Below are 26,436 nucleotides of genomic sequence, written 5' to 3'. Positions count from 1 at the left end.
AGGTCAGCGCGACTGTATTTTCCGAATCGGCAACTCGTGTTCGCTCTCTCCTAGTTTCAAACCACCGGTGACGCACGTGAGCCATTTCGTCTCCATGCTTCTGCTTGCGATCGCCCTGATCCTGACCTTGTGCTTCGGTGTCGCAGCCTGGCGCCTCTCGGCGGACAAGGAGGCCGACATCACCGCCACGATTCCGCATCCGGAATATGGCTGGAGGTCCAGGTCCAACAACTAGCCTTCCTGCGAGATTGAGACCACGTGGACGAGCGTCCGCACTACAAGATCATCATCGAGCCGCTTTCGGAGGAGGATGGCGGCGGATTTGTCGCGACGGTGCCCGACCTTCCCGGCTGCATGTCCGACGGAGCCAACGAATTCGAAGCGGTGCAGAACGTGCAGGACGCAATTGCATGTTGGATTGAGGCTGCCGAAGAGGAGCATCGTCCCATCCCCGTTCCCTCGCACCTGCGACGGGCGGCGGCCGGCTAAGCCTCAATCGGTGCCCGCCCGCGCCTGCTTAGCGCGGACATAGCCCAAGTGCTGTGCCTGCCCTGCCCTCAGCTTTCCGGAGCTGAAACCGTCGCCGGCACACTCAGCGGAGCCCCACCAACCGAAACAGGTCCGACAGGCTTCACTTGCGGGGCCATCCGTTTGCGCATCGCCAGGCGCTTGCGCGCGTACCCTCTCGGGATGGAGGAGGTGATGTCCGACATCATCACGCTTTGCAGCGTATCGACCTTCGCGATCAGCGTCGACAGCTGCGAGGATATCTTCCTCACATCGACCCGTTCGTCCGTGATGCTCTGTCGCAGAGACAGCAGCACCATGGAATCCTGCTGGAGCAGAGCCGCATTTTGCTGCAATGCCTGGTTGTTCTCCTGCAGCGAAGCGGTGTGCTGCTGCTGGGCCGACTGGATATCCTTCAAGGCGGCGACGACCGGATCCGGCTTTGGCGCGGAAGCTTGTTGGCGCGGAAGCAGCTCGGCCAGACGGCTGACATTCAGCGACGGAAAATCGGACGGCCATGTGTAGACGGCCGCCGCGCCATTGATGGCCAGGGCACACACCGACAGTGCCAGGACCGATGTCCGGCTGGACCGCTTGACCGGTGCTGGAGCTTCCGCGGCGGCGGGTTCGTGGGCGGCGACAGCCGCGGCAAGTGCTGTGGGGTCGAGTTGTTCGACCAGCCCTTGCGTTTCGAAAGTCGTGGTCACGTGCATGGACCCCAAATGAGCGAGCAAAAGGCAGCCGTCGCCGGAACGTCCTCGCGACGCCTCCTGTACGCAGCACCCATCTCCAACTGCCTAAAATTGTGGGCTTTTTGGATTAATTCCACGTTAGCGGCCTGGCCGGCTGGCAGACCCCGCCACCCCGGCCGAGTACGGGGTCTGCGCGATGCAATGACCCGCATGTCCCGGGGAGTCACGAACCCCGCGGCTGACGCGTCAGCGTTCGGCGGATTTTCCGAAGTTGGCAGAATGCCACTGTTTTGCCCGACGCGTCAAACGGCTTTTACGCCGGATGTGAGAAGACATTGTGCCGGCAGGACTTGGCTACTGTGCATGGGGTTGTTTTCGCGATTTTTCGCAGCGCCCCGATGGACGCGCAGGATGCCTTCGGCAAAAAAGCGAAGGGGATAGCGACAGCCGGTTTGAGCATTTCGACGTCGCACGCTAGGATGCCCCCCTTTTACGGAGGCTCATTTGAAATCATTCATTTTCGTTGCGGCCATCGCGCTGCTTGCCACCGCTCCTGCCCGCTCCCAGGCTCTGGTCGATCCCAGCAAGGTCGCTCCCGAATATCGCGAGGCCGCCGAGAAACGCAGGGCCGAGCAATTGCGCCAGCGCGAATGCGCGCAGAAGGCGGAGCTCGAAAAGGTACTGCCCAGGGATCGCACCGCCTATCTCAACCATTGCCTGGAAACGATGGCCGCCAAGCAATAGCGGTCAACTCGATCGACGCTGGCGATCTGAACTGCCGCCCGTCGCGGTGGGCCGGCAGCGCTTGGCCGCGCGTCTGCTACCGTGGGTTGGTGCGGCAGGACGCCGGCGGATCAGGTCGCGCCGACATTCAATTAGAGGCCGGTCCGCCGCGGCACCATTGGTCCTGCGAGACCGCCAGGCGGTTTGTCGCCAGCGATCAACGACCGCTCAGTTGCGGCGCCGCTTCCGCGGAAACAGGCGATCGCGGATGTAGCGCGAGGTTGCGGTCAGGCGAATGCCGCGCGGCTTCTGCCAGGCGGCGCGGTCGATCTCGTTCTTGTCGCCGATCGCGAGCCGGCCCTTGGCGTTCCTGGCGATGAAGATCGCGTCGCTCATCTTGCGGCCGGAGCGCTTGTTCCTGGCCTTCACTTCCTTCCAGAGGCTGACCCGCCCGAGCTTCAGCTTGGGCAGTTCCTCCTTGATCTCCCGCCGCAGGCAGTCCTTGTCGGACTCGCGCGCGCGTTTGCGGCCGCCCGGGAACATCCACAGGCCGTCCGATCGCCGCCTGACCAACAAAACCTTGCCGCGCTTCGCTGCAACCAGCTTGGAGGACTTCGCCATTACAATTGCAAGTTTCGAAACAGAATCTTGCCCCTATCGTAACTTGTCTAACTCAATAGACAAGTTCGGCCGAGGCTTTGATCACAGCTGATGCGACGGGCTCAACCCTGGCTCGCCTCCGGCCGGTCTTCCGTCCTGATCCAGGCCATCATCAGCTCCCACGCCACCGACAGGATGATCGGTCCGATGAACAGGCCGACGATGCCGTGGGCGAGCGTGCCGCCGATCACGCCGACGAAGATCACGATGGTGGGCGTGGTCAGGCCGCGCCCCATGACGAGCGGCTTCAGCATCGTGTCGATGAAGCCGACGAGGACGAGATAGATGGTGAGCAGCAATGCCGTGGTGACGTCCTTGGCGGTCCAGATCCAGATGATCACCGGCAGCAGCACGAGGAAGGCGCCGATCTGCACGATCGAGAGCAGCAGCACGATGAAGGCGAGAAGGCCCGCGCTCGGCACGGCCGCGAGCTTGAAGCCGAAGCCGGCGAGCAGCGCCTGCACGACCGCAACGCCGATCACCCCTTGGGCCACCGCGCGGATGGTCGCGCCGGCAAGCTCGAGGAAATGCTCGCTCTGCTCGGGCACGATCCGGAACAGGAAGCTGCGGCCGGCCGCGACCAGCCGCGGCCCGTGCGGAAACAGGAAGCCGGCCACGAAGACCGACAGGAGAAACTGGAGGGTGCCGACACCGGCATCGCCGGCAAGCGACAGCAGCGGTCCCGCCAGCGGTTGGAGATACGGCGCCACCTCGCGCAGCACCGCGCGGATGTTGCTGTAGGCCTGGTCCCAAAGCTCATAGAGCCATGGGCCGACGATGGGCCACGACTTGAGCTGCTCCGGCGCCGACTGAAGCGCGAGGTCGCCGGTGCCGAGCTGGTGCGCCAGCTCCCGCACGCCGTCGACCGCGCTGAGGCCGAGCCAGGTCGCAGGGCCGATGACGATGCCGAGCGTGATCAGGGTCAGGATCGCTGCCGCAGTCTTGGGCCGCCCGCCGAGGATCTTGGCGACCCAGCTGAAGGCCGGGTAGAACGCGACCGCGAGCACGCCGCTCCAAGCCAGGATCGGCACGAACGGACGGATGATCAGGAAGGTCCAGACGATCAGCAGGCCGAGCAGGCCGAGCCGGATCACGAGCTGGATGATGTCTTCTCCGGTCAGGAGCTGACGGAGACTTTTCACGGGCAGGGCTTTCCTTGCGACATCGACGCTGGGTTCCCGCACTTGCGCGGCCTAGCGTTATTGCCAGCCGCGCATCCGGCGTCAAGACGACCCGGCCCCGCCCGCTCCCCGGAGTTTGCCTAATACCGATTAACTGGATTTCCTCAGGCCGGTTTACGCGGATGCAAATCCCCGCGCCTACCCTCTCGACCAGCCCGGAGAACACTGACGCACAATGGCCAACAGCATCTGGACGATCGAACAATTCACCTGCACGGGTTGCAGCATGAGCTACACCGCGACCCGCGAGGAGCACAGCGAAGCCCATTCCGGCAGCTTCAAATGCAGCATCTGTAGCAGCCTCGTGCATACATGGTCGGGCAAGCACCATTTCTTCGGCTGGGAGGCGGTCAAAACGAAGCCGAGGGTGTTCGGCAGGCGCTGGGCCGGAGTCGCGTGGTAGGCGGCCGCAACGCCCCCTCGGTCACATCGTCGCATCGCGCAGGGCGCTGACCGGAAGATCGGCCGAATTGCGCCGACGCTGTTTGGAGTCCGTTCACCGATCGCCGCTAGATCAGAACGGGTCTTCCGCACCGAACATCCGCAATGGCCGATCTCAACGCCGTCCTCACCAGGCTCAACGACCGTCTGCTCCGCCTCGAGGGTGAGCTGTTCGTGCTGCGCTCGCTGGCGCGCGCGACGCTGACGGCCGGCGACGACCATGCAGCGCGGATGCGTAAGCTGGTCGAGGCCGCCAAGGTCGCGCTCGACGATGAGGCCAAGCGTCCCCTGGACAAGCCGACACGCAAATATGTCGATGCGGCAACCGCGCTGGTGGAGGAACTGCTGGTCGAGCCCACGCCGGCGCGGCCGCTGTTCACTGTCATCGACGGCGGCCGGCGCGACTGAGCACGTCAGCCCGCCTTCAGCCGGCTGAGGCCCGCCTCGATGATCGCGATCTCCTCGTCGATCTGGCTGATCGGCAGGCTGAAATCATAGCCCGACCTGCTCTTCAGATCGACCGCGAGCCGCTGCCTGTGCATCATCAGCTGGTCGAGGCCGCGCCGGTTCTTCAGTCGGACATAGATGTCGACGATCTGCTCAATCGCGCTCGGCATGGAAACGGTCCCGGCGAAAAAGCCCGCGCGGCGCACCCGCGCCGGGACAGTTTCGGTGTCGCGGTACGCAATACAAATCCGCGACGGATTCGTCGATACGACAAGCCGGTTGAGAACGTATTACCGCCAGATGATTTCGGGATGCGCGGCCTGAAAAAGCCGCCGGCAACCACGCCGGCGGCCAAACCCAGCTTCGAAAACGGATACGGGTTGAAATGGAGTTCACCAGCCGCCCCGCGCCCGGCGCATTGTTGATAACCGGCGTAAACGCTGCGCGGGGGGTGACAGGGCGTCCGGACGTGTTATCGGGGGATAACGCAGTTGCGAGACAGATCGGGACCCCCATGCGCATCACCCTCGTCGGCTCCCGCCATTTCGGCGTGACCACCCTGAACATGCTCAAGGAGCACAGCGTCTCGGTCGCCCGGGTCGTGGTGGCTGATGCCGACGATCGGCTGGCCGCGACCGCCAAGGAGGCCGGCATCGACGTAGTCGTGCAGGCCAACCCCAAGCTGGTGGTGGCCTCAGAGATCGCTCCCGACACCGATCTGATCATCACGGCCCACAGCCACGCCCGGATCGGCAGGGACGCGCTGGCCGCGGCGAAGTTCGGCGGGATCGGCTATCACCCCTCGCTGCTGCCGCGCCACCGCGGCAAGGCTGCCGTGGAATGGACCATCAAGGAAGGCGATCCGATCGCCGGCGGCACGATCTATCACCTCGCCGACCGCATGGACGCCGGCGCCATCGCCGCCCAGGACTGGTGCTTCGTCAAGAAGGGCGAGACCGCGCGGGAGCTGTGGGAGCGCGCGCTCGCCCCGCTCGGGCTCAAGCTGCTGGCGGACGTGATCGACTATGTCAAGGTCCACAAGGCGCTGCCGGCCAAGGTTCAGGACGAGCAGTTCGCGACCTCCGCGCCAAGTCTTGCTTGAGGTGTCTCGCTTGAGGTGTCTTGCCTGAGGCGCTTTTCCTGAGTCGCTCTCCTGACGTTTACCCTTAACGTGAAGCCGCATTGATTCTGCTTCGAAAAACGGACTCGGATGCGCAAATAAACCATTGTTCCCACAGGAACAATTTTCGATATGGCGCCGCAACAAATTTCTGTCACATTTGGTCCGAATAAGCGTCAGCATATCAGACAAGTTCAAGGACGGAATTCATGCGTTTTGGTCGCATTGCGGTGTTCTGTGCCGCTTCGGTTTTCGCCGGCACCCTCGCCGCTCCCGCCTTCGCCCAGAGCCCCTATGACGGCAACTGGCAGGTCACCATCGTCACCAAGACCGGCTCCTGCGAGCCGACTGCAAGCTCCATGCTGACGGTTGCCGACGGCAAGATCACTGCGCCCGGCGCTAACGTTTCCGGCACCATCGGCCGCGAGGGTCTTGTGAAAGTTTCGATCAATGGTGCATATGCCAACGGTCAACTCAACGGCAACGCCGGATCGGGGAAGTGGAATGGAGCATCTGCAGGCATACCGTGCAGCGGGCGGTGGGAAGCATCGCGCCAATAAACCAATCGAGGCTCGCGCCCGAAACCGGCGGCTGCTGATGGCGGCCGCCGTTTTGTTTGCGGCGGGTATCGCCAACACCGAAAGCAATGCCCAGTCCGGCCCCTTTGCCCCAATGGCGGGCAGCTGGAGCGGCGGCGGCGTCGTCACGCTTGACGACGGCTCGACCGAGCGCATTCGCTGCCGGGCCAAATACGCCCCGATCGGCCCGACCATGGAGATGTCGCTGACCTGCGCCAGCGATGCCTACAAGTTCATCCTCGGGGCCAATGTCAGGGCCGAGGGAAGCGCCATCACCGGCAGCTGGTCCGAGGCCAGCCGCAACATTTCTGGCTCGCTCCAGGGCCGCGGCGGTGGCGGCAATTTCGAGGTGGCCGTCTCCGCCGCCGGCTTCAACGCCAACCTCATGCTCAGGACGAGCGGCAACAAGCAGACCGTTACGTTGCGCGCCGACAGCCAGTTCCGCGGCGCCAACATCTCGCTGTCGCGCTAGGCCAATAACCGGCACGTAAAGCATCGATCCGGCACCCCGCCGGATCGATTTTTTTATGCGCTCGGAACGAACGCCGTCACCTCGATCTCGACCTTGGCACGATCGTCCACGAGGCCGCCGATGTAGAGCAGCGTCGAGGGCGGAAAATTGCGTCCCAGCGTTTCCTTCCAGGCTGCCCCGATCCCGGCCCCAGCGGCCTCATATTCGCTGCGGCTGGTCAGGTACCAGGTCAGGCGGACGATGTGCTCGGGGCCTGCGCCAGCCTCGCCCAGGAGCTTGATGATCCGCTTCAACGCGGTCGCAACCTGGGCCGCCATGTCGGGCGCGTAGTTGCCGGTTTCGTCACCGCCGGTCTGACCGGCCAGCACCACCCAGCGGCCCGGCCCCTCCACCACAACGCCATGGGAGAATCCGCGCGGTTTTTTCCATTCGGCCGGCTGCAGGATTTGCATGAGCGACGATCTCCCGATTTTCTCGTTGTTCGCTGAAGTCTTAGCACGCCGCTCAGCATCGCTGCATCCGCAGATTTGGCCGTTGCAAACGGCGGCAATGTCGCTGATATCAGCGTTCCCTTTCAGCATTCCATCCTCCAGCTCCTGCCGACATGAGCACGACCCCGTCCAAAACCATGGCTGCACTGTGGATGGCCGGCTGGCTGTCGCTGACGCTGGTGATGGCGGTCGCCGGGCGCGAAGCCGTGCGCGAGATGAACGTCTTCCAGGTGATGGAGGTGCGTTCGCTGCTCGGCCTCTGCATGCTCTATCCGATGATCCGGCGCACGGGCGGCTTCGGAACGCTCAAGACCACGCGCATGCCCCAGCACATCGCGCGTAACCTGATCCACTACATCTCGCAGCTCGGCTGGTTCCTTGCGCTGACGCTGATTCCGATCGGCCAGGTGGTGGCGATCGAGTTCACGATGCCGATCTGGACTGCGATCCTCGCCGCCAGCTTCCTGTCCGAGCGCATGACATCGTGGAAGATCGCCGCGATCGTGCTCGGCCTCGTCGGCGTGATCGTCATCGTGCGGCCCGCGACCGGCGAGATCAATCAGGGTCAGTTGATCGCGCTCGGCGCCGCGATCGGCTTCGGTGTGTCCATGGCGCTGGTCAAATCCCTCACCCGCACCGAGAGCGCGCTGGCGATCCTGTTCTGGATGCTGGTCGTGCAGTCGGTCGCAGGCTTCCTGCCGGCACTTTATGTCTGGGCCTGGCCGCCCACTTATGTCTGGGGCTGGGTAGCCGTGATCTCGGTCTGTGGCACCTTCGCCCATTACTGCCTCGCCAGCGCGATGCGCTATGCGGACGCGACGATCGTGGTTCCCATGGACTTCCTCCGGGTTCCCCTGACCGCGACCGCCGGCTGGCTGCTCTATTCGGAGCGGCTCGATGGCTGGACCGTGCTCGGCGCAGCGCTGATCCTGTGCGGCAATCTCCTGAATCTGAAGCCGGCTCCGCCAGTTCCTGCACGCGCGCAGTGAACCGCACGACGCCTCGCGCGACAAAACAAAGTGGTCGAGCGTGATTTGGATCACGTTGAAGGGGCGTTCCATCGTGCACATTCGGCCACACAGCAGCGGGTTGTAGACGACGGACTGCCGTTTTGGTGGCGCGAAGTCGGGCACTTCGTGTAGGTTCGTTGCCAATTTGTTGCTGCCTGCAATTCGATTCTTGGGGATTTCAGATGCGCTATCTCACCCTCCTCGCTTCGCTGATGTGCATGGCACTGTCGGTCGGTGCTGCGAAGGCTGACCGCCGTGTCGCCTTCGTCGTCGGCAACGGCAGCTACAAGAACGTCGCGCAATTGCCGAACCCGCCGATCGACGCCAAGGCGATGGCGGCGACGCTGCGTAATGTCGGCTTCGAGGTGATCGAAGGATCCAACCTCAGTCGCGACCAGATGACGGAGAAGCTGCTCGACTTCGGCCGCAAGGCGCAGGGATCCGATATCGCGCTGTTCTATTATGCCGGTCACGGCATCGCCGTCGGCGGCACCAACTACCTGTTGCCGGTCGATGCCGACATCAGGACGGAGATGGACGTCAAACTCGGCGCCGCCATCAACATCGACCTGACGCTCGAGCAGACCATGGGCGACGCCAAGGTCAAGCTGGTCTTCCTCGATGCCTGTCGCGACAATCCCTTCGCCGCCAAGATCAAGTCGAACTCGGCGACCCGCAGCGTCAACGTGCAGAGCGGTCTTGCCGAGATGAAGTCGGGTGAAGGTACGCTGATTGCGTTCGCAACCGGCCCTGGCCAGACTGCGCTCGACGGCCAGGAAGGCAACAACAGCCCGTTCACCCGTGCCCTGATCGACAACATCACCAAGCCCGGCGTCGAGATCCAGCAGGCGATGACGTCGGTGCGCGCCCAGGTCAATGAAGAGACCCACAAAGGCCAGCTTCCCTGGGGCCACACCAATCTGATCGGCGCCGTCTACCTGAATCAGGCACCGACCAAGCAGGTTGCCAACGCGGCGCCCACGGCCGCCGGCATCGTGCCGGCGGCGACCGGCGGCAGCTCGGACGGTGTCGAGCTCGAATACTGGCGCTCGGTCAAGGAATCCAACAAGCCGGAAGAACTCAACGCCTACCTCACCGCCTATCCGAACGGCCAGTTCAAGGCGTTGGCGCTGGCACGGCTTGCCGCGATCAAGAGCGGTCCGTCGACCACGACCCGCACCCTCAACGCGGGCGTTGATCCTGCGACGTTCACCGACGAGGCCACCCAGCTCACCGAGGACCAGATCGGGCTGGACAAGACCCAGCGTCGCGACGTGCAGCGCCGCCTCACCGGCATCGGCTTCGACACCAAGCAGACTGGCGTGTTCAGCGAGGAGACCCGTTCGGTGCTCAAGCGCTGGCAGGCCGCGCGCGGCTATCCCTCGTCAGGCTATCTCAACAAGCTTCAGCACAAGGCCCTCCTCTCGGAGGTCGTGACTGCCCCGGCGACAGCAAGTGATGGCAGCCAGAAGGCCGCCCGCCGCGCCGCGAGCGCTCCCGCTGCGAGCAGCGCGCCGGCGCCGGCTCCCCAACAACGCAGCAGCCCCGGCGATGCTGCCGGCGCGGCCTTCGTGGGTGGCGTTGTCGGCGGCATGATGGGCGGCATGTTCCGCCGCTAAAGCACGATCGGGAAAAGTGCGTAGCGGTTTTCCGAAAAGATCATGCTCAAACAACAACTTAAAGCGCGATGACGATTCATCCTAATCTCATCGCGCTTTAACACGCCAAACCAGTCCCAAGACAAAAGCCCGGCTCACGCCGGGCTTTTCGTTGGCCGTCCGCACAGTGAAGTTGGCGTCTACTTCCCCGCCGCTTTCCGCAGCGCCTCGTTGATGCGATCCTGCCAGCCGGGACCGCCCTCCTGGAAGAACTCAAGCACGTCCTGGTCGATGCGCAGCGTGACCTGCTCCTTGATGCCCGGCGCCACGTTCTGCTTCGGCACCGCCGGGGCGACCTTGGCCGTCACCTTCTTGAACGCCGCCTCGGCTTCGGTCCGCGCGTCACCCAGAGTGCGCGGCCGCCTCGGTTGATCCGCCATGTCCTAGATTCCTTCAAACAGAGCCGTGGAAAGATACCGCTCGGAGAATGACGGCACCACCGCCAGGATGGTCTTTCCTGCAGCTTCCGGCCGCTTGCCGATCTGGAGCGCCGCTGCGATCGCGGCGCCCGACGAGATGCCGCCCGGGATGCCCTCATGTCGCGCCAGCGCCCGCGAGGTCTCGATCGCCGTCGTCGAGTTGATCTTCACGATCTCGTCGATCACGGAGCGATCGAGGATATCAGGAACGAAGCCCGCACCAATGCCCTGGATCTTGTGCGGCGTGTGCTGGCCGCCCGAGAGCACCGGGCTCTCCTCGGGCTCAACGGCGACCACGCGCAGCGACGGCTTGCGCGGCTTGAGCACCTGGCCGACGCCAGTGATCGTGCCGCCGGTGCCGACGCCGGCGACGAAGAAATCCATGTTGCCGGCGGTGTCGTTCCAGATCTCCTCCGCAGTGGTGCGACGGTGCACCTCGGGATTGGCGAGGTTCTTGAACTGCTGCGGCATGACCGAGTTCGGCGTCGTCTTCAGAAGCTCCTCGGCGGCGGCAATCGCGCCCTTCATGCCTTGCGCAGCCGGCGTCAGCACCAGCTCGGCGCCGAGAAAGGCCAGCATCTTGCGCCGCTCGATCGACATGGATTCCGGCATCACCAGCTTGAGCCGGTAGCCGCGCGAGGCCGCCACAAAGGCGAGAGCGATGCCGGTGTTGCCGGAGGTCGGCTCGATCAGCACCGTGTCCGGCTTGATGATGCCGGCCTTCTCCATCGCGATGATCATCGCCGCGCCGATGCGATCCTTCACGCTCGCGGCCGGATTGAAATACTCAAGTTTTGCCAAAATCGTCGCGTTCACACCGTGCATGCCCGGCAGCCGCTGCAACCGCACGATCGGCGTGTCGCCAAAAGCCTCGACGATCGAGTCATAGACCCGGCCGCGGCCGGGTTGGTGCGCTGCACCCGTCTTGGAGGACGCGTCCATCATGATCTCCCTGTGGGGCGGCGACGATTTGCGCTTATGTGTTGCTCTTGCGCAGTTACAGACAGCTTGCGACGACACGCAAGCGGCAATGCGACACATGTTAAATACGCTGCATCGCAAAATCGCGTGAGCTGTAATTATCAGAAAACCAACGCATTTGTGTTGCGACCTCGTCAACTGATTCTGCTTATGTTAGACTTACGTCTGAAAGCAGGGAGGTCACCACGATGTCAGCAGTCGCTGAAGTGTTGTCGACCGTCGTAGCGAACCGCGATCCGCGTTGCAGCGAGTTGCCTACCTGTCCCGTCTGCGCCGACTCCATGGTCGCCGCCGAAGCTTCCGCGTACGTTTCCGACCGCATGATCAGCTATCTCTGGACCTGCGACAATTGCGGCTACGGCTTCGTGACCAAGCACGCCGTCAAGCAACGGTTCACGTGCAACTGACCTTGTGCCGGTGATCTCCATTTCTTGCGCATGATCTCGTCGGACAACCGCTTAACGCTTGTCCGGATCGTGCTCTGAGCTAGCGCGGGGCGATGTCGCCCCTCGCCCAGTCCTCACGCGTGCGCTGATAGAACTGGTCGAACGTTCCCTGTGCAATCGCGTCCCTGATACCCTGCATCAGGAACTGGTAGTAAGCGATATTGATCTCGGACAGCAGCATCGCCCCCAGCGTCTCGCCCGCTTTGACGAGATGGTGCAGATAGGCGCGCGCGTAGCTGCGCGTCGACGGCCATGAGCTCTCTTCGTCGAGGGGACGCGGATCGTCGGCGTGGCGCGCATTGCGCAAATTGACCTGGCCGAAACGGGTGAAGGCGACGCCGTGACGGCCATTGCGCGTCGGCATCACGCAATCGAACATGTCGACGCCGCGCTTCACCGCCTCGAGGATGTCGTCGGGCGTGCCGACGCCCATCAGATAGCGCGGCCGGTCGGACGGCAGTGCCGGCGCGGTCTCATCGATCATCGCCAGCATCACCGCCTGCGGCTCGCCGACGGCAAGGCCGCCGATCGCATAGCCGTGGAAGCCGATCTCGACCAGCCCTTGCGCGCTCGCATGGCGAAGCTGCGGGATATCGCCGCCCTGCACGATGCCGAACAGCATGTAGCCGGCAGGCGCACTCTCGAAGGCGCGCTTGCTTCGCTCGGCCCAGCGCAGCGACAGGCGCATCGCGCGGTCGATGTCGTCGCGCTCGGCCGGCAGCCGCACGCATTCGTCCATCTGCATGGCGATGTCGGAGCCGAGCAAGCGCTGCACCTCGATCGAGCGCTCCGGCGACAATTCGACCTTGGCGCCGTCGATATGCGAGCGGAAGGTGACGGCGTTCTCGCTGACCTTGCGCAGGTCCGACAGCGACATCACCTGGAAACCGCCGGAATCCGTCAGCATCGGCCCGTTCCAGCCGGTGAAGCGCTGCAAGCCGCCGAGCGCCGCGATCCGCTCGGCGCCGGGGCGCAGCATCAGATGATAGGTGTTGCCGAGCACGATGTTGGCGCCGGCCTCGCGCACCTCGCGCCAATGCATGCCCTTCATGGCGCCGGCGGTGCCGACCGGCATGAAGGCCGGCGTCCGCACCACCCCGTGCGGCGTGGTCAGGCGGCCGGTGCGCGCGGCGCCGTCGGTCGCGAGCAATTCAAAGTGATTGGGAAGATCATTGTCGGGATTCATGGCGGTGCTTATTGCGTGTCGGAGGAGGCCGATCAACCCGCTCCGACCATGCTCAGGCCGGCTTGTGGCTCAGACCAGGACATAATCGACGCGGATACGGGCGCCCGCCACCCTTGTTAAACAAAACGATACAGTGTAGTTTTACCGTGGGGGTTGGACGAGAATGCCGCGGCGGATTTGCCGGCGGCGGTACAAGCGTGATCGCCAGCCACCGACGATGCCCTTCCCTTCAAGTACAACCGAAATGTCCGGCCACGCGCACGGCTGGATCAGGCGGACAGGCGCTCGCCTGAGCGGCGTCCTGGTCCTGACGTGCGGCCTGGCGCTGGCTGCCTGCACCTCCCTGCCCCGCACGCCCTATACGGCCGCGGAAGCCAGCACATCGCGCGTGCTCGACATCGACGGCCTCCGGCGTTACGCCGACGAGCCCGTCACGAAATTCAGTTTCGAGAAGGACAGCAGCACCGCGACGAAGTCCTATCTGGCGCTGTCGGGCGGCGGCGCCGACGGGGCCTATGGCGTCGGCGTTCTCAACGGCTGGACCGCGGCCAGAACCCGCCCCACCTTCTCGGTCGTCTCGGGCGTGAGCACCGGCGGCCTGATCGCACCCTTTGCATTCCTCGGCCCGCAATATGACGACACGCTGAAGGAGGTCTACACCAGCGGCATCGCGGAGAGCCTCCTGAACGATCCCAGCATCATGCGGGTGTTGTTCGGATCCGGCCTGTTCGGCAACACGCGGCTGCGCGAGCTCGTCGCCCGCTATGTCGGGCCCGAGATCATGGCGCAAGTTGCGCGTGAAAATGCCAGGGGCCGGAAGCTGTTGGTGGTGACGACCGATCTCGACACGCAGCGGACCGCGATCTGGGACATGGGCAAGATCGCTGCGGTCGGCACGCCCGAGGCACTGAAGCTGTTTCGCGACGTGATGGCGGCCTCCGCCAGCATTCCGCTGGTGTTTCCACCGATCATGATCGACGCCGAAGCCCAGGGCCGGCATTTCCAGGAGATGCATGTCGATGGCGGCGTGACGGCGCCGGTGCTGACGCTGCCCGAAGCCCTGCTGTTCCAGGGCCGCCTGCCCGGCAACGCGAAGATGGACATCTACATCCTCGTCAACAAGAAGATCGAACGCAATTTCGAGCTCGTCTCCAACGGCACCATCGACGTCGCCTCGCGCAGCCTGTCGTCGATCACCCAGTCACAGACGCGTTCGATCATCTTCTCGACCTACGATTTCGCCAAGCGCAACCGCCTCGGCTTCCATCTCTCCTACATCGCGCGCGACTATCCGGCCCCTCCTTCGGAAGGGTTCGACACCGCCTATATGCGGGCGCTGTATCAGTATGGATATGAGAAGGCGGCGGCCGGCCAGGCCTGGACCTCGACGCTTCCGTGATCCCTCGTGACGGAACGCGGCCAAACCGAAACCGTTGACGATACGGCCAATTTGGCCAGATTCGCGATGACGCCCCCGCTCCTGCGCGATATAGAGCGAATGACGACCATCACGACCGCGCAGGAATCATTGGGCATGGGATTGACTGCGACCAAGACGAGACCGGCAGCGCCGCGGCGCGAGGTGCCGAAATCCCGCGGCGGCCGGCCGACGAAAACCGCCGCCATCGAGCGCGATCAGCGGCTGATCGAGGTCGCCACCCGCCTGTTCCTGGATCGCGGCTTCGACGCGACCTCGCTCGATGCGGTCGCGGAAGCGGCCCGCGTCAGCAAGCCCACCGTCTATTCCCGTTACGGCGACAAGCGCGGCCTGTTTGCCGCCGTGCTGAGGCGCGAGATCGAGCGCTGGCTTGCACCGCTGTCGGCGGCGGCAGAGACACAGCTCAGCAGCGCCTCGGACATTTCGGTGGAGCAGCGGCTGGTCGAGATCGGGCGCGAGATGCTGACCTTCACCTGCGGACCGGATGCCGTCGCCTTCAGCCGCATGATGACGTCACAGGCCATCAACTTCCCTGACGTCGCCAAGCTCGGCAAGGAGGAAGGCTGGCTCAAGGCCGTCGCCACCACGGCGCGCTTCTTCGACCATCTGGTGGCGCAAGGCGCGCTCGACGTCGACGACACCACCATCGCAGCCGAGGTGTTTCTCGACGTCGTCGTGGGTCACACCCACCGCATGGCGACGTTCGGAACGGCGCTTGAGCTGAAGTCGGCGGAAAAGCGGATGCGTGCGGCGATCAAGCTGTTCCTGGCCGGCGCGCTGGGACCCGCGGACCGCGTCCAGAGCGCCGCAAAGGGCCCGCAGCGGCGGCGCCCGTCGCACTGACAATTTCGTGAGGTTGACCTTTCCCCAAGCGGGAACCGCGCCGGCGCCATTGACCAAAATAAAACGATACGGTATGGTTTAGTTATAAGCGATACGGACCGCTTTTTTCACCAGCCCCAAGAGAGGCCCGTATCGCTAAGATCGCCGCGGCGGGTACAGCCCGCCACGACGCTCCGCGGCCGGCCGATGCCCAAGGCCGGCCGCGAATTCTTTACGATCATCCGGCACACTCGCTGGCCGAGGGTTTCGAGCATGACGACAGCCAAACGATGGACCTCGCGAGTGCTTGCGATCGCCTTGCCCGCGCTCCTCCTTGCAGCACCGGCGCAGGCGATCGTGACCACGGGCACGCCGACTGCCCTTCACAGCGACACAGATGGCGATGCCGAGGCGGATCGCCAAGCCGTCAGCCGCGAGATCGAGCGCTTTCGCAGCTCGTCGATCTCGATCAGTCAGGCCATGGCGATTGCCGAGGCCCGCCACGCCGGCGCCACGACGGCGGATGTGAGTTTCGACGGCGCTGCCCGCGTGCCGGTCTACCGGGTGAAGACGCTGCACAACGACCGGATCTGGCGCCACACCATCAATGCCACGACCGGCGAGATCGTCGGCGGCGAAGCTGCCCTGCCCCTTGCCGAGCTCGACCTCGAGGATCGCAGCAACCTCGCAGCGCTCGGCGCGATCAGGCATCGCCTCGCGGATGCCGTACGCGTTGCCGAGCGTGCGGCGTCGGGCAAGGCGATCAGCGGCGGCCTGGTGCGCGAGCGCGGCCGGCTGAATTTCGCGATCGTCGTGATCAGCGGCGACGACCTCAAGGAGGTCATCCTGGAGCCGCCGGGCGCCCGGGCCAAATAGCGGCCGGTTCGCCCCTGGCATCGACCGGGGCGAAAAGCCATTGACGGGCACGAGACTCTCCCGCATAAGTCGCCGCCATGTTCACGACCACGAAACGCACGACCAAAACCACCACGGCCTTCGGGGCCCGGGGAGGCGTGCGCGCGTAGTCGTCGACGAAAACGCATCAGCTCTACCGAAGCCCCGCCCTCGATGGTCCGGGGCTTTTTTGTTGTCTGGATTTCAACGCAATGGAGGACAAAGTGAGTAACGATCCCGTCGTCGCGATTGTCGGCGTCACCGGTGCGGTGGGCGCCGAATTCATCGCCACCATGGACAAGCGCGGCTTTCGCGTCGGCAAGCTCAAGGCGCTGGCGAGCGCCCGTTCGGCCGGCAAGACGGTGTCGTTCCGAGGCCAAAACGTCGTCATCGAGGAATTGACCGAGCGCGCGTTCGAGGGCGTCGACATCGCGCTGTTCTCGGCCGGCGGCAGCATCTCGAAGAAGTACGCACCGATCGCGGTCAAGGCCGGCGCTGTGGTGGTCGACAACTCCTCCGCCTTCCGCATGGACCCGAACGTGCCGCTGGTGATCCCCGAGATCAACGCCAACCGCATCCGCGACCACAAGGGCATCATCGCCAACCCCAACTGCGCCGCGATCACCGCGCTGGTGCCGCTCTGGCCGATCCACCAGAAGAACCGCATCAAGCGCGTCATCATCTCGACCTACCAGGCCGCAAGCGGCGCCGGCGCCGCGGCGATGGAGGAGCTGGTCGAGTCCACCCGCGCCAATCTCAACGGGCAGGTCTATACGCCCAAGGTGATGCCGCATCCCTACGCGTTCAATCTGTTCAACCACAACACCGCGATCGATCCCGAGACCGGCTACAACGACGAAGAGACCAAGGTCATCAAGGAGACCCGCAAGATCTTCGAGGACGAGACGATCGCGGTCGGCGTCACTTGCGTGCGCGTGCCGGTGCTGCGCGCCCATTGCGAGGCGATCACCTTCGAATGCGAGAAGCCGATCAGCGAAGACCAGGTCCGCGCCATCATGGCGCAGGCGCCCGGCGTGAAGATCGTCGACGACCGCGCCAAGAACTACTTCCCGATGCCGATCGACGCCTCGGGCCAGGACGACGTCCTGGTCGGCCGCATCCGCAAGGATCTCAGCGACCCCTCCGGCCACTCGATCTCGATGTTCGTGGCGGCGGATCAGCTGCTCAAGGGCGCGGCGCTCAACGCGGTGCAGATCGCAGAGCTCTTGCCGCAGCGGGTGATGGCGTAACGCAATCTCGACCCGTCATCCTGAGGCGCGAGCCCGGCGGTGCAAAGCACCGCTGGGCGAGCCTCAAAGGATGCACGGCCGAGATGCAGCCGGGCCGCCGCCCTTCGAGGCTCGCCGAAGAGGCGAGCACCTCAGGGTGACGGAAATGCAGTTGCGCTAGTCGCCTACGGCCCTGCCCGGAACAACAAGCACGCATCCCCGTACGAATAGAACCGGTAGCCGCTCGCAATCGCGTGCGCATAGGCCTGCTTCATCGTCTCCAGCCCCGAGAAGGCCGAGACCAGCATGAACAATGTCGACTTCGGCAGGTGGAAATTGGTCAGCAGGATATCGACGGCGCGGAAGCGATAGCCGGGGGTGATGAAGATCGCCGTCTCCGCCGCGAACGGCTGGATCGTGCCGTCCTCGGCGGCAGCACTTTCGAGCAGCCGCAATGACGTGGTGCCGACGGCGATGATGCGGCCGCCATTCTTCCGCGCGGTGTTGAGCCGCTCCGCCGTCTCCGCCGAGATCGTGCCCCACTCGGCGTGCATCCTGTGGCCTTCGGTGTCATCCACCTTCACCGGCAGGAATGTTCCCGCCCCGACATGCAGCGTGACGCGATTGATGCCGACGCCGCGCGCGAGCAGCCCCTGTTCCAGTGCTGGCGTGAAATGCAGCCCCGCCGTCGGCGCTGCGACCGCGCCTTCGTTAGCCGCAAACATGGTCTGGTAGTCGGCAAAATCCTGATCGTCCGGTGTACGCTTCGAGGCGATGTAGGGCGGCAGCGGCGGGCTGCCGAGATCGGCGATGGCCTGGTCGAGCGCAGGGCCATGGAACGAGAACGACAGTGTCACCTCGCCTTCCCCGCCCTTGGCCTCGACCTCGGCGTCGAGATGGCCGAGCAGGCAAACCTTGCCCTCGTTACCGAAGCGGATGCGGTCGCCCGCGACCAGCTTCTTCGCGGGCTTCACCAGCGCCTGCCAGCGCGAGCCGTCGAGCCGCTTGATCAGCGTCGCCTCGATCTTCGGCTCGGTCTCGCGGCCGATGCGGCGGCCTTTGAGCTGCGCGGCGATCACCTTGGTGTCGTTGACGACGAGCTGGTCGCCCGGCCTCAGCCATTGCGGCAGGTCGGCGATGGTCTGGTCGCGCAGTGCACCGTTCTCCACGACCAGCATCTTCGCGGAATCGCGCGGCTGCGCCGGGCGCAATGCGATGCGCTCGGGCGGCAGATCGAAATCGAACAGGTCGGTGCGCATTCGAGGCTTACCACCGCCGTCATTCGGACGCCGCGCCTCAAGCGCGGCGATCCGGAATCCGGAGATTGTGGGGCGAGATTCCGGGTTCGCGCTAACGCGCGCCCCGGAATGACCGCTCCGCGGTCACTCCTTGTCCGCCGCCATCCGCGCCTTGACGATCTTGTCGGGGTTCTGCACGGGCTCGCCGCGCTTGATCTTGTCGACGTTCTCCATGCCCTCGGTGACCTTGCCCCACACCGTGTACTGGTTGTCGAGGAAGCGGGCGTCATCGAAGCAGATGAAGAACTGGCTGTCGCCGGAATCGGGATTGGCGGCGCGCGCCATCGAGGCGGTGCCGCGCACATGCGGCTCCTTGTTGAACTCGGCCTTCAGCTTCTTGCCGGAGCCGCCGGTGCCGGTGCCGTGCGGGCAGCCGGTCTGCGCCATGAAGCCCTCGATCACGCGATGGAAGACGATGCCGTCGTAGAAGCCCTCGCGGACCAGCTCCTTGATGCGCGCGACATGGCCGGGCGCCAGGTCTGGCCGCATCTCGATGGTGACGGGGCCCTGGGTGGTCTCGAGGATCAGGGTGTTTTCGGTGACGCTCATGCTCGTCTCTCTTGTGTTGGAGGTGAAGTCTTACGGCTACGGAACTGGATCGCGAATGGACGCCCCGCGGCGGCGCCGGCCATTGCATCGGTAAATGGCACCGGCGAGCAGCGTTGCAACGCCTCCATCACCGCGATCCGGTATTGCAGCCGGTCATTGTCGGTGGCATCCGCGGACTCATAGGTAATCCTCGGATGGCCCAGAATGTTTCCGGCCCGGTTAAAGCTCACGACGACGGTGATGTCGAGTGGGCGCGCCTTGGCCGGCGACGGCGGTCTCCAGCAGGTGCGCAGATGCCGGAAGACGTCCTGGATGGTGTTGACCTGCCGATCCTCGGCGGCCGCACTGGGGACGCCGAGCAGCAGCACCGCGGCAACCAGCAGAAGCTTGCCACCGCAGCGCGCCATGGGGCCGCTCCTATTTGACGTCGGAGGCGACCTGCACCTTCACCATCTTGTCGGGATCGGTGACGGTGCCGCTGGCCGAGCCGGGCGGAGCCTTCTTCAGCTTGTCGACGACGTCCATGCCCTGCACGACCTCGCCGATCACCGTGTACTGGTTATCGAGGCTGCCGCCGTCGGCGAACATGATGAAGAACTGGGAGTTGGCGCTGTCGACGCTGTCGCCGCGCCGGGCCATGCCGACGATGCCGCGCGCAAAATGCACCTTGGAGAATTCCTGCTTCAGGTTCGGATATTTCGATCCGCCGGTGCCGTTGAAATTCTGGCCGTCACCGGTCTGCGCCATGAAGCCATCCATGACGCGATGAAACGGCACGTTGTTGTAATAGCCTTCGCGGGCGAGCTGCTTGATGCGCTCGGCGTGCTGAGGCGCGAGATCGGTCCTGAGCTTGATGACGATGCGGCCCTTGGTGGTGTCGATGACGATGGCGTTGGCCTTGTCGAGATTCGCCGGCAATTGCTGCGCCACCGCCGGCACCGCGAACAGAAGCGCGGCAAGAACTGCGAGAATTCGGATCATGACAACTCCGGATCAGATGAGAGGAAGCGCCGTTATCAGGCGAATTTTGCCTTGAGCTGTGCCGCGACCTGCGGCGGTACGAAGGCCGAGACGTCTCCGCCCATGCCGGCGATCTGGCGCACCAAAGTGGCGGTGATCGGGCGGACCATCGGAGAGGCCGGCAGGAAGACCGTATGCACCTCCGGCGCCATGGCCTCGTTCATGCCGGCGAGCTGCATCTCGTAATCGAGGTCGCTGCCGTCGCGCAGGCCCCGAATCATGATGGTCGCGCCGTGCTTGCGCGCCGCGGTCACCGAGAGATCGTCAAACGTGGTGGCCTCGAGAACGCAGCCGGCCTGGGCTGCCACCGGCCCGCAGACGTCATCGAGCATCTTCAGCCGCTCCTCGGTCGAGAACAGAGGCTTCTTGCCGGGGTGGACCCCGATCGCGACAACCAGCCTGTCGCACAGCGAGACGCTGTGCCGGACCACGTCCAGATGGCCGTTGGTGATGGGGTCGAAGGAACCTGGGTAGAAGGCAATACGCGGCATGGCCCCGTCCTACCGCGCCCGGCCCGGCCCGGCAAGCCGGGCTGGTTCCCTGCCCGTTTCCCCGAAATGTCCTGCCGGCGTGTCGGCGAGGACCGGATTGTTTCGTCCTGAGGGTGGCCACGAAACAAGGCGAGCACGAACGAAACCATTTCCCGCGTCCGCGAAGACGTCCGGAAACTGGCCATGGTTACTAATCCAGCCAACGAATGACGGGCCGCACAGGAGGCGCTGGCGGCCGCATCAGAGGGGACCGTCAATGATCAAGGCTCTTTCAGCGATCGCGATCGCTGCGTGTGTTGCCGCAGCCCTTACCCTCCTGCCCGGCTTTGCCCCGACGGTCGAAGCCAGCGTGCCGCAGCCGCTCGCCAAGGCCGACCGGCTCGACATCCGCACCATCGGCAAGGATTGCTCGCAGCAGGCCTGGCCGAACTTCGAGGCCTCGTGCCTGCGGCGTGCCGGCACCAAGACCAATGTCCGTGAGGCACGCCTCGTGACCGCCGATCGCACCCCGTAGCCGGATCTGTCAGCTTCACGTCAGGTAAGCTCCAACAGAGATTCCAAGAGACCCCCTAAAACAAAACGCGATGGCTATTTGCGACGTCTCGTCGCAGACTGCGTGATACTCGCGCCCGTCGGAATGGCCCGCCGGGCGCGATTCCATCGGGGGGTCGCCGTTGTCCAGTACGCCCGCAGTCGTTTCCGGCCATCACCCTGATCCCCTGCCGCTTGCCATGACCATGGGCGCCCTTGGGGTGGTCTATGGCGATATCGGCACCAGCCCACTTTACGCCCTGAAAGAAGCCGCCAAGGCGGCCGCCCACGGTGGCACACTGACTCACGACGCTGTCCTGGGGGTTGCCTCTCTGATCCTCTGGGCGCTGCTGCTGATCATCTCGCTGAAATATGCGCTTTTGATCCTGCGCGCGGACAATCGCGGCGAAGGCGGCATCGTCGCGCTGCTGGCCTTGCTCCATGCCCGCAACGCCAAGCCCGGCTCCTGGCGCGCGCATCTGCTCGTCGTCGGCCTCGTCGGCGCGGCGCTGCTCTATGGCGACGGCGCGATCACGCCGGCGATCTCCGTGCTCAGCGCCATCGAAGGCCTCAAGGTCGACGCGCCATCGCTGGCGCCGGCGGTCGTGCCCATCACCGTCGCAATCCTGATCGGACTGTTCATGATGCAGAAGCAGGGTACCGGCTTCATCGGCCGCATCTTCGGCCCGGTGATGCTGGCCTGGTTCGTCGTGCTGGCCGCGCTCGGCATCCACGGCATCGTCAAGGCGCCGGCGGTGCTCGCAGCGCTCAGCCCGTTCTACGCCTTCAATTTCCTCATCCACCAGGACTTTCACATCTCGTTCGGAATCCTCGGCGCCGCCTTCCTCGCGGTGACCGGCGGCGAAGCCATGTATGCCGACATGGGGCATTTCGGCCGCTTGCCGATCCGCCTCGCCTGGTTCGCCATCTGCCTGCCGGCGCTGGTGCTGAACTATTTCGGCCAGGCTGCGCTCCTGATCACCGACCCCACGATGATCGAGAACCCGTTCTTCCAGCTCTGCCCCGACGCCCTCCACTATCCGCTGGTCGCCTTTTCCGCGGTCGCGACCGTGATCGCCTCGCAGGCGATCATCGCCGGCGTGTTCTCGCTGACCCAGCAGTCGATCCAGCTCGGCTTCCTGCCCCGCATGCAGATCCGCCACACCACCAGCCAGGCGATCGGCCAGATCTACGTGCCTCTGGTGAACTGGCTGCTCGCCGCCGCAACACTGGGGGCCGTGCTGAGTTTCGGCACCTCCGATGCGCTCGCCGGCGCCTACGGCATCGCGGTGTCGCTCTTGATGGCGATCACCACGCTGCTCGCCGCGCTGGTGGCGATCCAGTGGGGCTACTCACCGTGGCTCGTGGTCGCCGTCAACGGCGCCTTCTTCGTGATCGACGTGATCTTCTTCTCGGCCAATTCGGTCAAGCTGTTCGAGGGCGGCTGGTTTCCGTTGCTGCTCGCCGGCCTCGTCGCCTTCCTGATGCTGACCTGGCGCGCCGGCGTGAAGCTGGTGGAGGCCGCGCGCGCGAAGCTGCGCCAGCCCGAGGAGGACCTGATCGAGACCGCGGTGAACAAATGCAGCGCGAGGCTCCCCGGGACCGCCGTGTTCCTGGCCTCCGCGCCGCGCGGCGTGCCGCTGGCGCTGACCCAGTTCGTCAAGCACAACCGCGTGCTGCACGAACGCGTGCTGCTGGTCACCGTGCTGATCGAGGAATCCCCGCACATCCCCGACGACGACCGCGCCGAGGTGCTCGACATCATTCCCGGAATCACCCGCGTGATCCTGCATTACGGATTCATGCAGAACCCGACGATCTATGAGGGACTGAAGCTCGTCTGCCGCCAGGGCAAGCTGCACGGCATCGACCTCTCCGACATCACCTATTTTGTCGGCCGCGAGACCATCATCCCGCGCGAGGATGTTCCGGGCATGTGGGTCTGGCGCGAAGGCGTGTTCGCCTTCCTCCAGCGCAACGCCGAACGCTCCGCCGCGTTCTTCGGCGTGCCGACCAAGCAGGTGGTGGAGTTCGGGACTGAGCTGGAGATTTAACGCGAATGCGTAGCCCGGATGGAGCGAAGCGCAATCCGGGTCCTTCCTGCAACAGGCGACGTCCCGGATTTCGCTTCGCTCCATCCGGGCTACACGTCACTCCCCATTCGCCCCGTTGCCGCTCTCGGCCTCTTCCGTGATGTGTTCGACCGAGACAACGTGCTCGTCCTCGGCGGTGTCGAACACGATCACGCCCTGGGTCGATCTTCCGGCGATGCGGATGCCTTCGACGGGGCAGCGGATCAGCTGGCCCTTGTCGGTGACCAGCATGATTTGATCGGCCTCCTCCACGGGGAAGGACGCCACGAGGTTGCCGTTGCGGTTATTGACGCTCATGGCGACGATGCCTTTGCCGCCGCGGCCCGTGGTGCGGTACTCGTAGGACGAGGTCCGCTTGCCATAGCCGTTGACGGAGACGGTCAGCACGACCTGCTCGGCCGCCGACATCTCGACATAGCGCTCCTGGGCGAGCTGGAAGCTGCCGGAGGTCTCCTCGGCCTCGGCATCAGCCTGAGCCTCCTCCGTCGCGGCTTCGCCGGCGACCGCACGGCGCATCTTCAAATAGGCCGAGCGCTCGTCCGAGGTGGTCTCGACATGGCGCAGGATCGCCAGCGAGATCACCTTGTCGCCCTCGCCGAGCGCGATGCCGCGCACGCCCATCGAGGTGCGCCCGGTGAACACGCGCACGTCAGGGACCGGGAAGCGAATGCACTGGCCGCCGGCGGCAGTCAGCAGCACGTCGTCGCGCTCGGTGCAGATCTGGACGTCGACGATCGCTTCGCCGTCGTCGAGCTTCATGGCGATGATGCCGGAGCGGCGGACGTCGACGAAATCGGACAGCTTGTTGCGCCGGACGTTGCCGCCTGTCGTGGCGAACATCACGTCGAGATTGCCCCAGGTCGATTCATCCTCGGGCAGCGGCATGATGGTGGTGATGCGCTCACCCTGCTCCAGCGGCAGGATGTTGATCAGCGCCTTGCCGCGCGCATTCGGCGCGGCCATCGGCAGCCGCCAGACCTTCTCCTTGTAGACCTGGCCGCGTGAGGAGAAGAACAGTACCGGCGTGTGAGTGGAGGCCACGAACAGGCGCGAGACGAAATCCTCGTCTCGGGTCTGCATGCCGGCGCGGCCCTTGCCGCCGCGGCGCTGCGCCCGATAGGCCGACAGCGGCACGCGCTTGACATAACCTGCGTGGGAGACGGTAACGACCATGTCCTCGCGCTGGATCAGGTCCTCGTCCTCGACCTCGCCTTCCTGCTCCATGATCACGGTGCGGCGCGGGGTGGCGAACTCGGCCTTCACCTCGGCGAGCTCGGTCTTGATGATGTCGAGGATCCGGGCGCGCGAACGCAGGATCTCGAGATAGTCGCCGATCTCGCCGGCGAGTTTTGCGAGCTCCTCGCCGATCTCGTCGCGGCCGAGCGCGGTAAGGCGCGCCAGGCGCAGTTCCAGGATAGCCTTGGCCTGATCCAGCGACAGGCGGATCGTGCCGTCCTCGTTGATGCGGTGGCGCGGATCGTCGATCAGCGTGATGATGTCCTCGACGTCGCGCGCAGGCCAGTTCCGCGTCATCAGGGTGTCGCGCGCAGCCGCCGGCGTCGGCGAGGTGCGGATCACCTTGATGATCTCGTCGATGTTGGCGACCGCAATGGCAAGGCCGACCTGCTCATGCGCGCGCTCGCGCGCCTTGCGCAGCTTGTACTTGGTCCGGCGGGTGACGACCTGCTCGCGGAAGCCGACGAAGATCGTCAGCATATCCTTCAGGTTCATCGTCTGCGGGCGGCCGGAATCGAGCGCGACGGCGTTGACGCCGAAACTGGTCTGGAGCGGCGTGAACTTGTAGAGCTGGTTCAGCACCACGTCGGGCACGGCGTCGCGCTTGAGCTCGACGACGACGCGATAGCCCTCGCGGTCGGACTCGTCGCGCAGGTCGGAGATGCCCTCGATCTTCTTTTCCTTGTAGAGCTCGGCGATGCGTTCGACCATCGTCGCCTTGTTCACCTGATACGGAATCTCGGTGATGACGATCGCCTCGCGCTCCTTGCGGATCGTCTCGAACGCAACCTTGCCGCGCATCACGATGGAGCCACGGCCGAGATGGTAGGCGCTACGGATGCCCTGGCGGCCCAGGATGATGCCGCCGGTCGGGAAATCCGGGCCCGGGATGATGTTGTTGAGCTCGTCGATGGTCAGCGACGGATTGTCGATCAACGCCAGACAGGCGTCGATGACCTCGCCGAGATTGTGCGGCGGGATGTTGGTGGCCATGCCGACGGCAATGCCGCCGGCGCCGTTGACGAGCAGGTTCGGAAACCGCGCCGGCAGAACCACCGGCTCCTTGGTCGAACCGTCGTAGTTGTCCTGGAAGTCGACGGTTTCGTTGTCGATGTCGTCGAGCAGCTTCAGCGCGATCTTGGTCAGGCGCGACTCGGTGTAGCGCATCGCCGCCGGCGGGTCGCCGTCGACCGAGCCGAAATTACCCTGACCGTCCACCAGCAGTTCGCGCATCGAGAAGGGCTGCGCCATGCGCACCAGCGCGTCGTAGATCGCCTGGTCGCCATGCGGGTGGTATTGGCCCATGACGTCGCCGACGATACCGGCCGACTTCTTGTGCTTCTTGTCGGGCGTGTAGCCTTCCTCGTTCATCGAGAACAGGATGCGGCGATGCACCGGCTTCAGGCCGTCGCGCGCATCGGGCAGCGCGCGCGACACGATCACGCTCATGGCGTAATCGAGGTAGGACTTCTTCATCTCGTCGAGGATGGAGACGGGGCGAATGTCCGAGGGTTGCGCCGGCTGGTCGCCGGGCTTGTTGTCGTCGTCAGCCAAGGGGAAATCCGGTGAGGTTTTGTCTGGGAATCATATAGCGCATCGGGGCCCCGATAACCACCCTCGCAAGGGGCCAGTAAAGCGCTTTTTCCGACTGTTTTTCCAGAGACTTAGGGCCTCGGTCACGGCACCTCGGAGAGCCCTGGAAATGGCGTCGCGGAACCGCCTGTAACGCCCGCAGGACTTGACCGCCAACCTCCCCGACAGCTCATTCGCCGGCTGCCAAAAACTGCCGGGTGCCGTCGCACCGATCGCAGGCCGATTTGAGT

31 protein-coding genes are annotated in these 26,436 nt (G+C 64.7%); 17 read left to right on the top strand and 14 right to left on the bottom strand.

Features of this window, described 5'->3' with window-relative positions; all coding sequences use genetic code 11:
- Positions 1 to 76 precede the first annotated feature (76 nt).
- Together GPL20_RS39625 and GPL20_RS22955 are read left to right on the top strand one after the other, a co-directional pair.
- A complete protein-coding gene (locus GPL20_RS39625) occupies positions 77 to 235 on the top strand; it encodes a hypothetical protein (protein ID WP_246250844.1) in 159 nt (52 codons plus the stop codon).
- A 23-nt stretch (positions 236 to 258) separates the two neighbouring features.
- Positions 259 to 489: a type II toxin-antitoxin system HicB family antitoxin gene (locus GPL20_RS22955; protein ID WP_254125583.1), complete on the top strand. Its 231-nt coding sequence runs from the start codon at positions 259 to 261 to the stop codon at positions 487 to 489.
- Positions 490 to 557: 68 nt separating this feature from the next.
- On the opposite strand, the gene GPL20_RS22950 is transcribed toward GPL20_RS22955, so the two are convergent.
- Positions 558 to 1,220: a hypothetical protein gene (locus GPL20_RS22950; protein WP_167533161.1), complete on the bottom strand. Its 663-nt coding sequence runs from the start codon at positions 1,218 to 1,220 to the stop codon at positions 558 to 560.
- A gap of 483 nt (positions 1,221 to 1,703) precedes the next feature.
- Between GPL20_RS22950 and GPL20_RS22945 the strand changes: the two genes are divergently transcribed.
- A complete protein-coding gene (locus tag GPL20_RS22945; RefSeq protein WP_157331840.1) occupies positions 1,704 to 1,943 on the top strand; it encodes a hypothetical protein in 240 nt (79 codons plus the stop codon).
- Between the two features lie 207 nt (positions 1,944 to 2,150).
- On the opposite strand, the gene GPL20_RS22940 is transcribed toward GPL20_RS22945, so the two are convergent.
- Both GPL20_RS22940 and GPL20_RS22935 read right to left on the bottom strand, forming a co-directional pair.
- On the bottom strand, positions 2,151 to 2,543 hold the full coding sequence (locus tag GPL20_RS22940; protein ID WP_157331838.1) for an NUDIX hydrolase: 393 nt from the start codon (positions 2,541 to 2,543) through the stop codon (positions 2,151 to 2,153).
- A 101-nt stretch (positions 2,544 to 2,644) separates the two neighbouring features.
- On the bottom strand, positions 2,645 to 3,730 hold the full coding sequence (locus tag GPL20_RS22935; protein WP_157331997.1) for an AI-2E family transporter: 1,086 nt from the start codon (positions 3,728 to 3,730) through the stop codon (positions 2,645 to 2,647).
- A 208-nt stretch (positions 3,731 to 3,938) separates the two neighbouring features.
- On the opposite strand from GPL20_RS22935, the gene GPL20_RS22930 reads away from it, so the two are divergent.
- Together GPL20_RS22930 and GPL20_RS22925 are read left to right on the top strand one after the other, a co-directional pair.
- Positions 3,939 to 4,166, top strand: coding sequence for a hypothetical protein (locus GPL20_RS22930; protein WP_157331836.1), 228 nt, complete (start codon positions 3,939 to 3,941; stop codon positions 4,164 to 4,166).
- 143 nt (positions 4,167 to 4,309) lie between these two features.
- Positions 4,310 to 4,612, top strand: coding sequence for a hypothetical protein (locus tag GPL20_RS22925; protein WP_027575377.1), 303 nt, complete (start codon positions 4,310 to 4,312; stop codon positions 4,610 to 4,612).
- Positions 4,613 to 4,617: 5 nt separating this feature from the next.
- Here GPL20_RS22925 and GPL20_RS22920 read toward each other — a convergent pair whose 3' ends face one another.
- Positions 4,618 to 4,821, bottom strand: a complete 204-nt coding sequence (locus GPL20_RS22920; RefSeq protein WP_157331834.1) for a hypothetical protein — start codon at positions 4,819 to 4,821, stop codon at positions 4,618 to 4,620.
- A gap of 344 nt (positions 4,822 to 5,165) precedes the next feature.
- Between GPL20_RS22920 and GPL20_RS22915 the strand changes: the two genes are divergently transcribed.
- The 3 genes from GPL20_RS22915 (at position 5,166) to GPL20_RS22905 (ending at position 6,821) form a co-directional block, all read left to right on the top strand.
- The gene (locus tag GPL20_RS22915; RefSeq protein ID WP_157331832.1) at positions 5,166 to 5,753 is read left to right on the top strand and encodes a formyltransferase family protein; all 588 of its coding nucleotides are present in this window, start codon (positions 5,166 to 5,168) and stop codon (positions 5,751 to 5,753) included.
- A 227-nt stretch (positions 5,754 to 5,980) separates the two neighbouring features.
- On the top strand, positions 5,981 to 6,331 hold the full coding sequence (locus tag GPL20_RS22910; protein WP_157331830.1) for a hypothetical protein: 351 nt from the start codon (positions 5,981 to 5,983) through the stop codon (positions 6,329 to 6,331).
- Entirely contained in the window at positions 6,276 to 6,821 is a 546-nt protein-coding gene (locus GPL20_RS22905; protein WP_167533160.1) for a hypothetical protein, read from the top strand. The genes GPL20_RS22910 and GPL20_RS22905 overlap by 56 nt, the downstream gene beginning before the upstream one ends.
- A gap of 53 nt (positions 6,822 to 6,874) precedes the next feature.
- Here GPL20_RS22905 and GPL20_RS22900 read toward each other — a convergent pair whose 3' ends face one another.
- Positions 6,875 to 7,273 (bottom strand): RidA family protein, encoded by a 399-nt coding sequence (locus GPL20_RS22900; RefSeq protein ID WP_157331995.1) that lies wholly within the window; start codon positions 7,271 to 7,273, stop codon positions 6,875 to 6,877.
- Positions 7,274 to 7,425: 152 nt separating this feature from the next.
- On the opposite strand from GPL20_RS22900, the gene GPL20_RS22895 reads away from it, so the two are divergent.
- Positions 7,426 to 8,301, top strand: a complete 876-nt coding sequence (locus GPL20_RS22895; protein ID WP_157331826.1) for a DMT family transporter — start codon at positions 7,426 to 7,428, stop codon at positions 8,299 to 8,301.
- A 203-nt stretch (positions 8,302 to 8,504) separates the two neighbouring features.
- Positions 8,505 to 9,941, top strand: a complete 1,437-nt coding sequence (locus GPL20_RS22890; RefSeq protein ID WP_157331824.1) for a caspase family protein — start codon at positions 8,505 to 8,507, stop codon at positions 9,939 to 9,941.
- Between the two features lie 179 nt (positions 9,942 to 10,120).
- Here the strand turns inward: GPL20_RS22890 and GPL20_RS22885 are convergent, their stop codons facing one another.
- Entirely contained in the window at positions 10,121 to 10,360 is a 240-nt protein-coding gene (locus GPL20_RS22885; RefSeq protein ID WP_157331822.1) for a BrnA antitoxin family protein, read from the bottom strand.
- A 3-nt stretch (positions 10,361 to 10,363) separates the two neighbouring features.
- On the bottom strand, positions 10,364 to 11,341 hold the full coding sequence (cysK, locus tag GPL20_RS22880) for a cysteine synthase A (RefSeq protein WP_157331993.1): 978 nt from the start codon (positions 11,339 to 11,341) through the stop codon (positions 10,364 to 10,366).
- 227 nt (positions 11,342 to 11,568) lie between these two features.
- Between cysK and GPL20_RS22875 the strand changes: the two genes are divergently transcribed.
- Positions 11,569 to 11,787, top strand: coding sequence for a hypothetical protein (locus tag GPL20_RS22875; RefSeq protein ID WP_157331820.1), 219 nt, complete (start codon positions 11,569 to 11,571; stop codon positions 11,785 to 11,787).
- A 79-nt stretch (positions 11,788 to 11,866) separates the two neighbouring features.
- Here the strand turns inward: GPL20_RS22875 and tgt are convergent, their stop codons facing one another.
- Positions 11,867 to 13,012, bottom strand: coding sequence for a tRNA guanosine(34) transglycosylase Tgt (gene tgt, locus GPL20_RS22870; protein WP_157331818.1), 1,146 nt, complete (start codon positions 13,010 to 13,012; stop codon positions 11,867 to 11,869).
- A 244-nt stretch (positions 13,013 to 13,256) separates the two neighbouring features.
- Here tgt and GPL20_RS22865 point away from each other — a divergent pair, with 244 nt between their 5' ends.
- The 4 genes from GPL20_RS22865 (at position 13,257) to GPL20_RS22850 (ending at position 17,416) form a co-directional block, all read left to right on the top strand.
- Positions 13,257 to 14,411, top strand: a complete 1,155-nt coding sequence (locus GPL20_RS22865; RefSeq protein ID WP_167533159.1) for a patatin-like phospholipase family protein — start codon at positions 13,257 to 13,259, stop codon at positions 14,409 to 14,411.
- Between the two features lie 135 nt (positions 14,412 to 14,546).
- Positions 14,547 to 15,293, top strand: a complete 747-nt coding sequence (locus GPL20_RS22860; RefSeq protein WP_157331991.1) for a TetR/AcrR family transcriptional regulator — start codon at positions 14,547 to 14,549, stop codon at positions 15,291 to 15,293.
- Positions 15,294 to 15,545: 252 nt separating this feature from the next.
- Positions 15,546 to 16,148: a PepSY domain-containing protein gene (locus GPL20_RS22855; protein WP_167533158.1), complete on the top strand. Its 603-nt coding sequence runs from the start codon at positions 15,546 to 15,548 to the stop codon at positions 16,146 to 16,148.
- 230 nt (positions 16,149 to 16,378) lie between these two features.
- Complete coding sequence (locus tag GPL20_RS22850; RefSeq protein ID WP_157331812.1) at positions 16,379 to 17,416, top strand: aspartate-semialdehyde dehydrogenase; 1,038 nt, start codon at positions 16,379 to 16,381, stop codon at positions 17,414 to 17,416.
- Positions 17,417 to 17,580: 164 nt separating this feature from the next.
- On the opposite strand, the gene queA is transcribed toward GPL20_RS22850, so the two are convergent.
- The 5 genes from queA to coaD form a co-directional block, all read right to left on the bottom strand.
- Positions 17,581 to 18,654 carry a tRNA preQ1(34) S-adenosylmethionine ribosyltransferase-isomerase QueA gene (gene queA / locus GPL20_RS22845; RefSeq protein WP_157331810.1) on the bottom strand — a complete coding sequence of 358 codons (1,074 nt, stop codon included), beginning with the start codon at positions 18,652 to 18,654 and terminating at the stop codon, positions 17,581 to 17,583.
- A 123-nt stretch (positions 18,655 to 18,777) separates the two neighbouring features.
- Positions 18,778 to 19,242, bottom strand: a complete 465-nt coding sequence (locus GPL20_RS22840; RefSeq protein ID WP_018642141.1) for a peptidylprolyl isomerase — start codon at positions 19,240 to 19,242, stop codon at positions 18,778 to 18,780.
- Positions 19,239 to 19,649, bottom strand: a complete 411-nt coding sequence (locus tag GPL20_RS22835) for a hypothetical protein (RefSeq protein ID WP_157331808.1) — start codon at positions 19,647 to 19,649, stop codon at positions 19,239 to 19,241. Before GPL20_RS22835 ends, GPL20_RS22840 begins: the two co-directional genes overlap by 4 nt.
- 10 nt (positions 19,650 to 19,659) lie before the next feature.
- Positions 19,660 to 20,223, bottom strand: a complete 564-nt coding sequence (locus tag GPL20_RS22830; protein ID WP_157331806.1) for a peptidylprolyl isomerase — start codon at positions 20,221 to 20,223, stop codon at positions 19,660 to 19,662.
- 35 nt (positions 20,224 to 20,258) lie between these two features.
- Complete coding sequence (gene coaD / locus GPL20_RS22825) at positions 20,259 to 20,753, bottom strand: pantetheine-phosphate adenylyltransferase (RefSeq protein WP_157331804.1); 495 nt, start codon at positions 20,751 to 20,753, stop codon at positions 20,259 to 20,261.
- 256 nt (positions 20,754 to 21,009) lie between these two features.
- Between coaD and GPL20_RS22820 the strand changes: the two genes are divergently transcribed.
- Together GPL20_RS22820 and GPL20_RS22815 are read left to right on the top strand one after the other, a co-directional pair.
- Positions 21,010 to 21,267: a hypothetical protein gene (locus GPL20_RS22820; RefSeq protein WP_157331802.1), complete on the top strand. Its 258-nt coding sequence runs from the start codon at positions 21,010 to 21,012 to the stop codon at positions 21,265 to 21,267.
- A 217-nt stretch (positions 21,268 to 21,484) separates the two neighbouring features.
- On the top strand, positions 21,485 to 23,338 hold the full coding sequence (locus GPL20_RS22815) for a potassium transporter Kup (protein ID WP_157331989.1): 1,854 nt from the start codon (positions 21,485 to 21,487) through the stop codon (positions 23,336 to 23,338).
- A gap of 96 nt (positions 23,339 to 23,434) precedes the next feature.
- On the opposite strand, the gene gyrA is transcribed toward GPL20_RS22815, so the two are convergent.
- A complete protein-coding gene (gene gyrA, locus GPL20_RS22810) occupies positions 23,435 to 26,167 on the bottom strand; it encodes a DNA gyrase subunit A (RefSeq protein ID WP_157331800.1) in 2,733 nt (910 codons plus the stop codon).
- Between the last annotated feature and the right edge of the window lie 269 nt (positions 26,168 to 26,436).

The sequence above is a fragment of the Bradyrhizobium cajani genome (genome assembly GCF_009759665.1).
Taxonomy (GTDB): Bacteria; Pseudomonadota; Alphaproteobacteria; order Rhizobiales; family Xanthobacteraceae; genus Bradyrhizobium; species Bradyrhizobium cajani.
Note: the sequence above shows the minus strand (reverse complement) of the source record. Positions and strands in the feature narration are given on the sequence as shown.

Excerpts from the sequence above, each read along its gene's own strand:
- GPL20_RS22950 (WP_167533161.1), bottom strand. The coding sequence starts at position 1,220 with ATGCACGTGACCACGACTTTCGAAACGCAAGGGCTGGTCGAACAACTC.
- GPL20_RS22940 (WP_157331838.1), bottom strand. The coding sequence starts at position 2,543 with ATGGCGAAGTCCTCCAAGCTGGTTGCAGCGAAGCGCGGCAAGGTTTTG.
- GPL20_RS22930 (WP_157331836.1), top strand. The coding sequence starts at position 3,939 with ATGGCCAACAGCATCTGGACGATCGAACAATTCACCTGCACGGGTTGC.
- GPL20_RS22925 (WP_027575377.1), top strand. The coding sequence starts at position 4,310 with ATGGCCGATCTCAACGCCGTCCTCACCAGGCTCAACGACCGTCTGCTC.
- GPL20_RS22920 (WP_157331834.1), bottom strand. The coding sequence starts at position 4,821 with ATGCCGAGCGCGATTGAGCAGATCGTCGACATCTATGTCCGACTGAAG.
- GPL20_RS22915 (WP_157331832.1), top strand. The coding sequence starts at position 5,166 with ATGCGCATCACCCTCGTCGGCTCCCGCCATTTCGGCGTGACCACCCTG.
- GPL20_RS22910 (WP_157331830.1), top strand. The coding sequence starts at position 5,981 with ATGCGTTTTGGTCGCATTGCGGTGTTCTGTGCCGCTTCGGTTTTCGCC.
- GPL20_RS22905 (WP_167533160.1), top strand. The coding sequence starts at position 6,276 with ATGGAGCATCTGCAGGCATACCGTGCAGCGGGCGGTGGGAAGCATCGC.
- GPL20_RS22900 (WP_157331995.1), bottom strand. The coding sequence starts at position 7,273 with ATGCAAATCCTGCAGCCGGCCGAATGGAAAAAACCGCGCGGATTCTCC.
- GPL20_RS22895 (WP_157331826.1), top strand. The coding sequence starts at position 7,426 with ATGAGCACGACCCCGTCCAAAACCATGGCTGCACTGTGGATGGCCGGC.
- GPL20_RS22890 (WP_157331824.1), top strand. The coding sequence starts at position 8,505 with ATGCGCTATCTCACCCTCCTCGCTTCGCTGATGTGCATGGCACTGTCG.
- GPL20_RS22885 (WP_157331822.1), bottom strand. The coding sequence starts at position 10,360 with ATGGCGGATCAACCGAGGCGGCCGCGCACTCTGGGTGACGCGCGGACC.
- cysK (WP_157331993.1), bottom strand. The coding sequence starts at position 11,341 with ATGGACGCGTCCTCCAAGACGGGTGCAGCGCACCAACCCGGCCGCGGC.
- GPL20_RS22875 (WP_157331820.1), top strand. The coding sequence starts at position 11,569 with ATGTCAGCAGTCGCTGAAGTGTTGTCGACCGTCGTAGCGAACCGCGAT.
- tgt (WP_157331818.1), bottom strand. The coding sequence starts at position 13,012 with ATGAATCCCGACAATGATCTTCCCAATCACTTTGAATTGCTCGCGACC.
- GPL20_RS22865 (WP_167533159.1), top strand. The coding sequence starts at position 13,257 with ATGTCCGGCCACGCGCACGGCTGGATCAGGCGGACAGGCGCTCGCCTG.
- GPL20_RS22860 (WP_157331991.1), top strand. The coding sequence starts at position 14,547 with ATGGGATTGACTGCGACCAAGACGAGACCGGCAGCGCCGCGGCGCGAG.
- GPL20_RS22855 (WP_167533158.1), top strand. The coding sequence starts at position 15,546 with ATGACGACAGCCAAACGATGGACCTCGCGAGTGCTTGCGATCGCCTTG.
- GPL20_RS22850 (WP_157331812.1), top strand. The coding sequence starts at position 16,379 with ATGGAGGACAAAGTGAGTAACGATCCCGTCGTCGCGATTGTCGGCGTC.
- queA (WP_157331810.1), bottom strand. The coding sequence starts at position 18,654 with ATGCGCACCGACCTGTTCGATTTCGATCTGCCGCCCGAGCGCATCGCA.
- GPL20_RS22840 (WP_018642141.1), bottom strand. The coding sequence starts at position 19,242 with ATGAGCGTCACCGAAAACACCCTGATCCTCGAGACCACCCAGGGCCCC.
- GPL20_RS22835 (WP_157331808.1), bottom strand. The coding sequence starts at position 19,649 with ATGGCGCGCTGCGGTGGCAAGCTTCTGCTGGTTGCCGCGGTGCTGCTG.
- GPL20_RS22830 (WP_157331806.1), bottom strand. The coding sequence starts at position 20,223 with ATGATCCGAATTCTCGCAGTTCTTGCCGCGCTTCTGTTCGCGGTGCCG.
- coaD (WP_157331804.1), bottom strand. The coding sequence starts at position 20,753 with ATGCCGCGTATTGCCTTCTACCCAGGTTCCTTCGACCCCATCACCAAC.
- GPL20_RS22820 (WP_157331802.1), top strand. The coding sequence starts at position 21,010 with ATGATCAAGGCTCTTTCAGCGATCGCGATCGCTGCGTGTGTTGCCGCA.
- GPL20_RS22815 (WP_157331989.1), top strand. The coding sequence starts at position 21,485 with ATGACCATGGGCGCCCTTGGGGTGGTCTATGGCGATATCGGCACCAGC.